This window comes from Wolbachia endosymbiont of Drosophila barbarae (genome assembly GCF_044752445.1).
In the GTDB taxonomy this organism is placed as follows: Bacteria; Pseudomonadota; Alphaproteobacteria; order Rickettsiales; family Anaplasmataceae; genus Wolbachia; species Wolbachia pipientis.
In genome coordinates, this window is sequence record NZ_JBIXJM010000030.1 from 1 (window position 1) to 11,062 (window position 11,062).

The 11,062-nt window shown below is 35.8% G+C and carries 8 protein-coding genes, 2 rRNA genes and 1 pseudogene; 6 read left to right on the plus strand and 5 right to left on the minus strand.

The window, feature by feature from the left end; all coding sequences use genetic code 11:
- Positions 1 to 207 precede the first annotated feature (207 nt).
- Complete coding sequence (locus ACIPNH_RS00290; protein ID WP_400770808.1) at positions 208 to 1,992, minus strand: ribonucleoside-diphosphate reductase subunit alpha; 1,785 nt, start codon at positions 1,990 to 1,992, stop codon at positions 208 to 210.
- Positions 1,993 to 2,050: 58 nt separating this feature from the next.
- Entirely contained in the window at positions 2,051 to 3,121 is a 1,071-nt protein-coding gene (locus ACIPNH_RS00295) for a methyltransferase domain-containing protein (protein WP_400770811.1), read from the minus strand.
- A 335-nt stretch (positions 3,122 to 3,456) separates the two neighbouring features.
- Here ACIPNH_RS00295 and ACIPNH_RS00300 point away from each other — a divergent pair.
- Both ACIPNH_RS00300 and rrf read left to right on the plus strand, forming a co-directional pair.
- Positions 3,457 to 6,222: ribosomal RNA gene (locus tag ACIPNH_RS00300) — 23S ribosomal RNA — on the plus strand.
- 66 nt (positions 6,223 to 6,288) lie between these two features.
- A 5S ribosomal RNA gene (gene rrf, locus ACIPNH_RS00305) occupies positions 6,289 to 6,395 on the plus strand.
- Between the two features lie 85 nt (positions 6,396 to 6,480).
- Here rrf and ACIPNH_RS00310 read toward each other — a convergent pair.
- From ACIPNH_RS00310 to rpmH, 3 genes and pseudogenes are all read right to left on the minus strand, one after another.
- A complete protein-coding gene (locus tag ACIPNH_RS00310; protein ID WP_077188558.1) occupies positions 6,481 to 6,744 on the minus strand; it encodes a hypothetical protein in 264 nt (87 codons plus the stop codon).
- An 86-nt stretch (positions 6,745 to 6,830) separates the two neighbouring features.
- Positions 6,831 to 7,106: pseudogene (rnpA, locus tag ACIPNH_RS00315) on the minus strand (ribonuclease P protein component); the annotation flags it as partial.
- Positions 7,107 to 7,173: 67 nt separating this feature from the next.
- Entirely contained in the window at positions 7,174 to 7,308 is a 135-nt protein-coding gene (gene rpmH, locus ACIPNH_RS00320) for a 50S ribosomal protein L34 (RefSeq protein WP_006279898.1), read from the minus strand.
- A 107-nt stretch (positions 7,309 to 7,415) separates the two neighbouring features.
- Between rpmH and pstC the strand changes: the two genes are divergently transcribed.
- The 4 genes from pstC (at position 7,416) to ACIPNH_RS00340 (ending at position 10,996) form a co-directional block, all read left to right on the plus strand.
- The gene (gene pstC / locus ACIPNH_RS00325; protein ID WP_038199744.1) at positions 7,416 to 8,504 is read left to right on the plus strand and encodes a phosphate ABC transporter permease subunit PstC; all 1,089 of its coding nucleotides are present in this window, start codon (positions 7,416 to 7,418) and stop codon (positions 8,502 to 8,504) included.
- A gap of 101 nt (positions 8,505 to 8,605) precedes the next feature.
- Positions 8,606 to 10,033 carry a F0F1 ATP synthase subunit beta gene (gene atpD / locus ACIPNH_RS00330; RefSeq protein WP_010962432.1) on the plus strand — a complete coding sequence of 476 codons (1,428 nt, stop codon included), beginning with the start codon at positions 8,606 to 8,608 and terminating at the stop codon, positions 10,031 to 10,033.
- Between the two features lie 12 nt (positions 10,034 to 10,045).
- Positions 10,046 to 10,390 carry a F0F1 ATP synthase subunit epsilon gene (locus tag ACIPNH_RS00335; RefSeq protein WP_006279902.1) on the plus strand — a complete coding sequence of 115 codons (345 nt, stop codon included), beginning with the start codon at positions 10,046 to 10,048 and terminating at the stop codon, positions 10,388 to 10,390.
- Between the two features lie 426 nt (positions 10,391 to 10,816).
- Entirely contained in the window at positions 10,817 to 10,996 is a 180-nt protein-coding gene (locus ACIPNH_RS00340; protein ID WP_238514246.1) for an ankyrin repeat domain-containing protein, read from the plus strand.
- The last annotated feature ends 66 nt before the right edge of the window (positions 10,997 to 11,062 follow it).

The following is an 11,062-nucleotide window of genomic DNA, read 5'->3' on the forward strand; positions in this document are numbered from 1 at the left end:
GAGACGCCAGATACGTGAGTTTTTTTGTCATTTAATCTGTACAGAGAAGATAAATAAATAGCTTCAGTTTTATGATAAGGGAGCTGGCGGAGTTTGTCAAGAAAGTTTTTTCGTTTCTATTCCCAATAAAAGTGCGTTATATGGTTATGCAAGAAGTCTATTTACCCATTTGCTTAACTTTCTCTCTACTTTTTTTGAGTAAGGCCGCTATTGGCATAACAGACATTCATCGTAGTCAATATCTGTTTTTTGTTGCAATATTTCACTTTTTTTGAATATGTCATGCGAGACCTTATCGGCTCTCTGCATTGATTGTGATCTGCAGTAATATAAGCTCTTCAATCCTTTTTTCCAAGCAAGCATGTGTATTTTGTGCAAGTAACGTTTATGTACGTTGGCAGGTAAGAACAGATTTACTGATTGAGATTGACAAATATACGAAGTTCTATCACTTGCATGTTCTATAATCCATCTTTGGTCAAGCTCGTACGCTGTTTTAAATGTCAATTTTTCATGCTCACTAAGAAAATCTAAATGCTGAACGGAACCCTCGTTTGTTGAAATTGAAGACCATATTTTATCATTGTCTTGATTTTTTTCTGCTAATAGTTTTTGCAAGAATTTATTTCGCACTACAAATGAGCCTGTAAGTGTCTTTTGTATGAATACGTTTGCTGCGTATGGTTCTATTCCAGGGGAGGTATTACCTGCAATAATGGAGATCGAGGCAGTAGGAGCAATAGCGAGTTTGTGTGTAAACCTTTCCATTAGATCAACTTCTTTGGCATCAGAACATGCTCCCTTTTCTTCTGCTAATTTTTTAGAAACTATATCTGCTTGCTCGCGTAAATACTTAAATATTTTTTTATTCCATTGTTGTGCTGTTACTGATTCAAAAGGAACCATTTTGCTTTGTAAAAATGAGTGAAAGCCCATCACACCAAGACCAATACTGCGTTCTCTGGCTGCAGAATATTTTGCTCGCTGCATTTCATTCGGTGCTTTATTTATGAAATCTTCCAATACATTATCAAGAAAGCGCATTATATCTTCTATGAAGAGTTTATTGTCTTTCCATTCTTCGTAGTACTCAAGGTTTACGGATGATAGACAACACACAGCAGTGCGTGACTTATTCAGGTGATCATAACCTGTGGTTAAAGTTATTTCACTGCATAGATTTGACATCTTGATGTCTAAGTTGAGCTTTTTGTAAGATTCTGGCTTATTGTTATTTGTTGCATCAAGGAAAATAATGTAAGGTTCTCCAGTTTCAACTCTTGCTGTTAATATTTTGATCCATATATCCCGCGCTTTTACAGTTGAAATAACCTTATTGTTGTGAGGGCTTATTAAATTCCATTCTTGATCATTCTCAACAGCCTGCATAAATTTATCTGTTACTATTACAGCATGATGTATATTTAACGCTTTGCGATTTGGGTCACCGCCTGTTGGCTTGCGTAAATCTAGAAACTCTTCTATCTCCGGATGAGATACAGGAAGGTAGACTGCTGAACTTCCTCGCCTTAGGGATCCCTGACTAATTGCAAGCGTTAGAGCATTTTGCACTACAATAAATGGAACAATTCCTGATGTTTTGCCGCTACCCTTTACGCTTTCGCCTATTGAGCGTAAATTTCCCCAATAACTACCTATGCCTCCTCCACGTGCAGCAAGCCAAACATTTTCGTTCCATAGATCAACTATTCCCTGCAAGCTGTCTTCGGTTTCATTAAGAAAGCAAGAGATAGGTAACCCTCTCTTAGTGCCACCATTGCTGAGTATTGGTGTTGAAGGCATGAACCACAAGTTGCTCATGTAGTCATAAAGACGCTGCGCATGTTCTTTATTATCAGAATAGTAATTAGCAATACGTGCAAAGAGGTCTTGATAACTTTCATTTTCTATTAAATACCTGTCTGATAGAACTGCTTTTCCAAAGTCGGTTAATTTGCTGTCCTTTGCGTAATTAATGGTAATGTTATTCATAAAGTTCCTTTTATTCTTTTATTATATATAGATACTTAAAAGTCATTTTGAGCGATTTTTAAGTTAGGTTTTTCGGATTTTCTTGTTGATGCTGTAATGCAAACAAGATACCGTCAACCTGACTGCCATATATTTTACAGTAACTCATATAACTTATTTGCATATTTATTTCTTTTGCAACATGTTGAACATAACTTTCTGAGTGACGAAAATAGTCTCCTTTATTTACAAAGTCAATACCTTCCTTTCTTCTTATTAAACATACAATAACTCCTTTTTTGCTCGTAGATCTTTTTGCTAATTCCAACTCTTCTTGAAAGTCATGTAGATAATGTAGCACTTCAGCAAAGATAATTACATCATACTGCTGGTTTTTCTCTTGATTAAGAAACTCTTTCATTTCCATATGTATTAATTCATTGTAAACAGGCTTACCTTTTATAAAGCATCCTCTTGCGATATTTAGCATTCTACTTGAAATGTCAATTCCTGTTATATGGTTTCCAATACTATTTATTTTCAAGAAATGACCACATATTCCAGTTCCACAACCAAGGTCGAGTATATTGAGCTCAGAAGTGGAGTTGTTGAAGATTTTTGTAATTATCATGTGTACAAGTTCATGCCCTCTATATTGTTTGGCAATCAACCAATGCTCAACAAAATATTCACCTGTGTAATCAAAATATTGTCTTATGAGGTTTTTTGGCAATTCTGTAATAGGCGCTGAGTTTGTCATTTTTTTTATATAGTAAGACGCCTCCTCGTGGTCATTATCTAATTTTAGTGCCCTTGTTAAATAATTATAAGCTTTGTTAGTATTCCCTACCGCAAAATGACACCTTCCGATGTTATACCAGACTATAGGTAAATGGGGGTAAAATATGCTAATTAACCAAAATCGTAACTTTGCATCTGATATGCTACCTTTATAAAAGTGATATAAACCGATTTCAATGTTGGTGTTTAACAGGTTCTTAGATTTTTTAAGAAGCACTGTCATTTCTTTATGAAGAGTATTATATTTATTCACAATGAAGTGTTTTACTTTCTTAATATTTAATACGTCAATGAGCTTAGACATACAATTTAAAGCAACGTTTTTTATAAAAGAGAGATTACTTTTCATACGTTAGAAATACTCCGAATGTTTATTATCATTTTTAGGCAATTGATTTTAACACATTTTATCTTACAAAATATCTTTTTTATTAATTTTTACTGTATATATAAGTTTACCACATATTTCTCAGATTATACTGTTTAGGATTGCTAGTATATTGTTGTTGATAATATAAGTAAATGTTTTGTGCAAAAAGGCGTTGACATATTATTTATTAGGGTATAACATATAAAAGATTAATTTAGTTTTTAGATGTTTGAAAAGTTTTATGGTAGAGATTAATTTAATCTCAATTCAATTTTAATAATATTTAACTCTGCATATTCTGCATATAGTCGGATAAATAAATTATTAAGAGCACTTGATGGATGCCTTGGCGTTAAGAGGCGATGAAGGACGTGGCAGGCTGCGATAAGCTGTGGGGAATTGTCAACAAATTTTGATCCGCAGATTTCCGAATGGGGAAACCCAACTAGTTTAGCTAGTTATTACGTACTAAGTATGTAAAGCAAACTTGGTGAACTGAAATATCTAAGTAGCCAAAGGAAAAGAAATCAACCGAGATTCTGTTAGTAGTGACGAGCGAAAGCGGAAAAGGCTAGTGATTTAAGAATAAGAATTAGAATACTCTGGAAATAGTAACCATAGAAGGTGATAGTCCTGTATAAGTAGAAAGTTTTTAAATCCTTGAGTAGAGCGGGGCACGTGAAATCCTGTTTGAATATGGGGGGACCATCCTCCAAGCCTAAATACTCCTTAACGACCGATAGTGAACAAGTACCGTGAGGGAAAGGTGAAAAGAACCCCGGGAGGGGAGTGAAATAGAATCTGAAATCAAGTGCTTACAAACAGTTGGAGCTCTATATCAATTTATTGATATTTAGAGTGACAGCGTACCTTTTGCATAATGGGTCAGCGAGTTAATCTATGAAGCAAGCTTAAGCCGTTAGGTGTAGGCGTAGCGAAAGCAAGTCTGAATAGGGCGTTTTAGTTTTATGGATTAGACCCGAAACCAAGTGATCTAGTCATGACCAGATTGAAGGTGTGGTAAAACACACTGGAGGATCGAACCAGTTAATGTTGCAACATTATTGGATGAGGTGTGATTAGGGGTGAAAGGCCAATCAAACTTGGAAATAGCTGGTTCTCCGCGAAATCTATTTAGGTAGAGCGTTGTATGTATGTTGTTGGGGGTAGAGCACTGGATAGACTAGGGGGATTCACCGTCTTACCAAATCTAACTAAACTCCGAATACCAACAATTAATTATACAGCAGGCACACTACGGGTGCTAAGTCCGTGGTGAAGAGGGAAACAACCCAGATCACTATCTAAGGTCCCAAAATTACAGCTAAGTGGGGAAGGAAGTAGAAAAACCATTACAGCTAGGAGGTTGGCTTGGAAGCAGCCATCCTTTAAAGAAAGCGTAACAGCTCACTTGTCTAAATAAGTTTTTCTGCGCCGAAAATGTACCGGGGCTAAAGCTGTATACCGAAGATGTGAGTGCTTATTGATTTCGATCAATAGGCGCGGTAGCGGAGCGTTCCGTAAGTCTGTGAAGGTGGTTTGTGAAAACTGCTGGAGATATCGGAAGTGAGAATGCTGACATAAGTAGCGTAAAAGAGTGTGAAAAACACTCTCACCAAAAATCTAAGGGTTCCTACGTTAAGTTAATCTGCGTAGGGTTAGTCGGTTCCTAAGGCGAGTCCGTAAAGGAGTAGTCGATGGCAATTAGGTTAATATTCCTAAACCTCTTAAGTGTGACGGGTTTCGTATTTGTATAGATCTTATTGGATTGATCTATGCTTAAAAGAAGCTCCAGGAAATAGCACTTATATTTATGAGGCCGTACCGCAAACCGACACTGGTGGATGAGTAGAGTATACTAAGGTGTTGAAAGAATGATGTTGAAGGAACTCGGCAAATTATACCTGTAACTTCGGAAGAAGGGTAACCTGCTTTTAGGCAACTATGAGTAGGTGGCACAAAATAGGGAGTAGCGACTGTTTACTAAAAACACAGGACTCTGCAAACACGTAAGTGGAAGTATAGGGTCTGACGCCTGCCCGGTGCTGGAAGGTTAATAGGAAGGGTGCAAGCTCCGAATTGAAGCCCCAGTAAACGGCGGCCGTAACACTGACGGTCCTAAGGTAGCGAAATTCCTTGTCGGGTAAGTTCCGACCCGCACGAATGGCGTAACGATTTCTCCACTGTCTCCAACATCACTTCAGCGAAATTGAATTCCCCGTGCAGATGCGGGGTACCCGCGGTTAGACGAAGAGACCCCGTGCACCTTTACTATAGCTTTACATTGCTATTAAAAGTGTGATGTGCAGGATAGGTGGGAGACTTTGAAGTTATGGCGCTAGCTATAATGGAGTCAACCTTGAGATACCACCCTTTACACTTTTGATATCTAACTATGTTTCATTATCTGGAACTAGGACATTGTATGGTGGGTAGTTTGACTGGGGCGGTCGCCTCCTAAAAAGTAACGGAGGCGTGCGAAGGTAAGCTAGAGCTGGTCGGAAATCAGCTTGATAGTATAATGGCATAAGCTTGCCTGACTGCGAGGCTGACAAGCCAAGCAGAGACGAAAGTCGGTCATAGTGATCCGGTGATTCTGTATGGAAGGGTCATCGCTCAACGGATAAAAGGTACGCCGGGGATAACAGGCTGATGGTGTTCGAGCGTTCATAGCGACGACACCGTTTGGCACCTCGATGTCGACTCATCACATCCTGGGGCTGAAGAAGGTCCCAAGGGTTCGGCTGTTCGCCGATTAAAGTGATACGTGAGTTGGGTTTAGAACGTCGTGAGACAGTTCGGTTTCTATCTGCCGTGGGTGAAGGAAATTTGAGAAGGTCTGACTCTAGTACGAGAGGACCGAGATGGATATACCTCTGGTGTACCAGCTGTTATGCCAATAGCATCGCTGGGTGGCTATGTATAGATGGGATAATTGCTGAAAGCATATAAGCAAGAAACCCTCTTCAAAAAGATTTCCCAATTAAGGCCGTGGAAGACTACCACGTTGATAGGCTAGGTGTGGAAGCATGGTAACATGTGAAGCTAACTAGTACTAATAGCCTGATTGATTTATTTGCTTTCTATATGTGTGTATGCAGTGTTAAATATTAAGTTAAAATTGTTAAGTTAGAAATTTTTATTGACTTGGTGGCTATAGCAAAAACGAACCACCCGATCTCATCTCGAACTCGGAAGTGAAACTTTTTAGCGCTGATGGTACTTGAAAAGGGAGAGTAGGTCGCCGCCAAGTTTATAAAAATTTCTTTGTTAATTAGACAGTAGGTATACTTATATTTTAACTTTCTTGTTTTGTTACTATTCTTTAAGTTTTTACTTTAACTACGATATCTTTTTTTTCTTATATGTTCTTGGTCATTTTCTACATTATTTAGCATTGTTCCTACTTCCCCTAATTGATTCCCTTTTGAAGGAGAATTACTGATTTCTGGTAATATTACATTACCTCCCACTTTTTTAAATAATTCTTCTTGTTGGCGAAATGCTGACCTCCAATCTGTTCCTGTTCCTTTAGGAAGAAATAAGAATTGATACATCTGACCAAAGCCTGTGTTATTTACCTCTTTTATATGCTCTACCATTCACCACACCCATTAACTATTTTTAAAAATTTTACCTATGTTATCATAAAAAGTATAGTTGTAAATACCTTAATTGAGATTTTTTTTTATTTTATCTTTTTTAAGCAAATAGTTAGATCTTTTTGTAAATTTTTATAACTTGCTTGCATAATGTTTCTATGAGTTAGTATTATGTAGTAGTGCCCTATATTACTTATATTTAAAATGTTAATTTTAGCAAGCATTCGTAGTTGCCTTTTTATTTTATTTCTTTTTGCTGCTTTTCCGGTTTTTTTACTGATAGCCAGACCTACTCTAATAGTATGAATGTACTTTTCAGGTTCTCTTTCTTTTATAGCGTACAGTGATATATAAAGCCCACGATAAAAAAGACTGTTGAGTGCTAACTTATTTTTGAAAGCAGAAGAAAAATCTTTTTTTTTATACTTACTATGCGCATAATTTGTTACACCCTAATGAACGGCGCCTATTAAGGATTTTTCTTCCAGCTCTTGTTGCCATACGTGAACGAAATCCGTGTCTGCGCTTTCTTATCAAATTTTTTGGTTGAAATGTTCTCTTCATTGTTTTTATATTAATATAATTATTTATTTTAAATTGTTTTACTTTATTGTCAAATAATGGTGAACTTGTATGACATTTTCGTAGAATAAAATTTGATGCATGGAAGAATGAATTCGGTGATAGTCATACCTGTCTTACTAATCCTTTTATTTTGTTTTAGTAGGTTTCAAGAAGTAAATAAGGTTAAATCTTATCTATATCTTAGTTGTGTATGGATGCTAACTTGGTTGTTAGTATTCTATAATAATTGTTTTGTAACTTTTATTTCTATAGCGTTACTTTTTTTCATGCTTGCTTTTATCTTTAAAAATAAAAGAAATAAGATAATAAAACTTTCGTTATTTGTGGCTTTGGCCATATCATTTTTTATCACTTTATTTATAATGCTGTCTATTTTTATTCAATCCATTAGTTTTTTTAATAAAGTAGCTATTTCAGAATTCTTGTTTTGCTTGAAATGGGGCCACAATGTAGTCACTATCAATGAAGAGAAGATAGGATGTTTTGGTATAGCGCCGCTTTTAGTTGGTACATTACTTATAACTATTATAGCAATGTTAGTTGTCGTTCCGCTTGGTTTATTTTCTGCAATATATATTAGTGAATATGCGAGTGAGAAAGTGCGTTATATTGTTAATACAACTTTGCAAGTTTTGTCTGCTATTCCTACGGTTGTATATGGATATTTCGCGGTTGTGTTTTTGTCTTTCTTTATAAAGCAGGTAGCAAATTTTTTTGGTTTAAGTATACACTCAGAAAGTGCCTTAGTTGCCGGTTTATCGATTGGGATAATGATTCTTCCTTTTATTATTTCTTTACTCGAAGATGCCATAAGATCTGTTCCAAAAAGCTTGCGTTATGGCTTCATGGCACTTGGTGCAACTCCAGCGGAAACTATATGGCATATAACAATACCTTATGCAATGCCTACAATTTTAAGTGCAATTTTATTGTCAATTTCAAGAGTGATAGGTGAAACAATGATTGTGCTAATGGCTGTGGGAATCAACGCAAATTTGACTTTTAACCCTCTTAATTCAGTTACTACCATTACCGTGCAGATCGCTACATTACTTACCGGAGATCAGGATTTCAATAGTGTACAAACTCTTGCTGCTTATGCGCTTAGTTTAGTATTGTTTATTATTACTTGGCTATTAAATGCATTTGCATTGTTTGTAATGAAGCGTAACTAGTAAGCGTTTTAATGTTGCAAAATTTCTATTAATAATATAAAATTTATTTTCTTTAGAAGTTCTTTTATGGAATTATAGTGTTAGGTGATAAAAATAAAGAGATGAATATAGGTAGAGCGATTAAGGTAACTCAAGCAGTTGTTGATATAAAATTTGAAGGTGAATTGCCTAAAATATTTAATGCTTTAAAAAGCAAACTAAAATATAAGGATAAGGAGCTGGTTTTAGAAGTTTCGCAGCATATAGGTGACAATATAGTTCGTTGTATTGCTATGGATAGCACAGATGGCATGTCAAGGGGGGATGAATTTGTTGATACAGGTGCACCAATATCGGTGCCAATTGGGCGTTCAACTTTAGGAAGGATTTTTAATGTTGTTGGAGAGCTTATAGATGAGTGTGGTCCACTGAAGGGAAAGTATAACTTAGAGCCTATACACAGAGCACCTCCAAGTTTTACTGAACAGAGAATACAGGAAGAAGTTTTAGTTACGGGAATAAAAGTTATAGATCTTCTTGCACCTTATCTTAAAGGAGGAAAAATTGGCTTATTTGGTGGAGCCGGTGTTGGTAAAACAGTCCTAATAATGGAATTAATTAATAATATAGCAAAAGCTCATAAAGGATTTTCTGTGTTTGCCGGGGTAGGGGAGAGAACGCGTGAAGGTAACGATCTTTATCACGAGATGATCACTTCAAATGTAATAAATATAAATGAGCATGAAAAATCTCAAGCTGTTTTGGTTTATGGTCAGATGAATGAGCCTCCTGGAGCAAGGGCTAGAGTTGCTTTAACAGCACTTACTATGGCAGAGTATTTTCGTGACCGTGAAAACCAAGATGTTCTATTTTTTGTGGATAATATCTTTAGATTTACACAAGCTGGTTCTGAAATTTCTGCTTTACTTGGAAGAATACCGTCAGCTGTTGGTTATCAGCCAACCCTTGCAACTGATATGGGTGCAATGCAAGAAAGAATAGCTTCAACAACTTCTGGCTCTATTACTTCTGTGCAAGCTATATATGTTCCTGCGGACGATTTGACTGATCCAGCCCCAGCAACTACATTCTCTCACCTTGATGCAACCACAGTGTTGTCAAGGCAAATAGCTGAAATGGGAATATACCCTGCTGTTGATCCACTTGATTCAACTTCTCAGTCTTTATCTGCTGAAATCATTGGTGAAGAACATTATAATGTAGCTTCTGAGGTGAAACGTATATTGCAAACTTATAAATCACTGCAAGATATTATCGCAATACTTGGTATGGATGAGCTATCTGATGAAGATAAAATTATTGTTGATAGGGCTCGTAAGATTCAGAAATTTCTTTCTCAACCTTTTCACGTTGCAGAAATATTTACTGGCATGCCTGGTAAATTTGTTTCACTTTCTGATACTGTTTCCAGTTTTAAAGGGATTGTTGAAGGCAAATATGATCACTTACCAGAGGCTGCTTTTTATATGGTGGGGAATATAGATGAAGCAATAAAAAAGGCTGAATTAATACAAGCTGAAGCTAAATAAAAGTTAAAGATTATGAATACTTTTAAAGTGCAATTTTTCTCTCCTGATGATCAAATTTCATTCAGTGGAGTGGTTTCTCTTTCAGTAACTGGGCTCGAAGGGGAGCTTATGATTTTAGCTCACCATGCTCCTTACTTAATTTATTTATTGCCTGGTATGATTACTGTTAAAATGAGTAACCAAACAGAAAAGAAGGTTGTAATTGATAGTGGCGTATTAGAAGTTGCAAATAATAATTGTAGCATTATAACAAGTCAAATTCAGGTTTTTGATCGTGCAATTCATGATGAGAAATCGTTTAAAAATAAGAGAATTAGTATATATTTAAGTTATCTTGATGAGAAGTTTCTTTCTTAGTTATTTTAGGCAAAAAGTCAATTATCATTCAAGTGGCTATAAGATTTTTGCTCAGGGGGCTCTTTTTTGTCATCCCAGAAACCCCGGGGTGTCATCCCAGTGTCGGAGTACTTTAGGTGTATGATCCCAGAGTGTGATGGTATGGGACCATACACCTAATCAAATAAAAATTAAAGAAGGAGAGTTGGTTGTAACGGTTGGAGATAACGACTTTGTTTTACCTGGAATTTACGTTGGATAAACTACAAAAAATAACAGGTAAAAATCAACGTAAATTTAAGATAAATCGATTTTATTAGTATTATCAAATCAAAATCTGTTTTTAATTAATCAATAATACTTTTTTACATATTTTCATCCCCTTTCATGGATTTTTTAATTTTATAGATGATATCTAATATTATTAGAAGCATTGTAAAATATCTTATGAGAAAAATTATAAAATATATTAGCATTATTGGTATTGCATGTTTAGTATTGTTATTTTTTATATCTAATGTGGAAACACGCGTAAAAACACAGGAAGAACAATTATTCCTAGCTGTAGAAGATGGTAATGCACAAGAAGTAAAACTATTACTCAAAAATGGTGCAGACCCAAATTGACCTTACCCAGAAAAAGTAGAGAGAAAGTTAAGACGTTTTTATCATGAGAATAAATTGTGCAGGAAT

Bases quoted from the DNA above. Each gene is read 5' to 3' on its own strand.
- ACIPNH_RS00290 (WP_400770808.1), bottom strand. From the start codon at position 1,992: ATGAATAACATTACCATTAATTACGCAAAGGACAGCAAATTAACCGAC.
- ACIPNH_RS00295 (WP_400770811.1), bottom strand. From the start codon at position 3,121: ATGAAAAGTAATCTCTCTTTTATAAAAAACGTTGCTTTAAATTGTATG.
- ACIPNH_RS00310 (WP_077188558.1), bottom strand. From the start codon at position 6,744: ATGGTAGAGCATATAAAAGAGGTAAATAACACAGGCTTTGGTCAGATG.
- rpmH (WP_006279898.1), bottom strand. From the start codon at position 7,308: ATGAAGAGAACATTTCAACCAAAAAATTTGATAAGAAAGCGCAGACAC.
- pstC (WP_038199744.1), top strand. From the start codon at position 7,416: ATGAATTCGGTGATAGTCATACCTGTCTTACTAATCCTTTTATTTTGT.
- atpD (WP_010962432.1), top strand. From the start codon at position 8,606: ATGAATATAGGTAGAGCGATTAAGGTAACTCAAGCAGTTGTTGATATA.
- ACIPNH_RS00335 (WP_006279902.1), top strand. From the start codon at position 10,046: ATGAATACTTTTAAAGTGCAATTTTTCTCTCCTGATGATCAAATTTCA.
- ACIPNH_RS00340 (WP_238514246.1), top strand. From the start codon at position 10,817: ATGAGAAAAATTATAAAATATATTAGCATTATTGGTATTGCATGTTTA.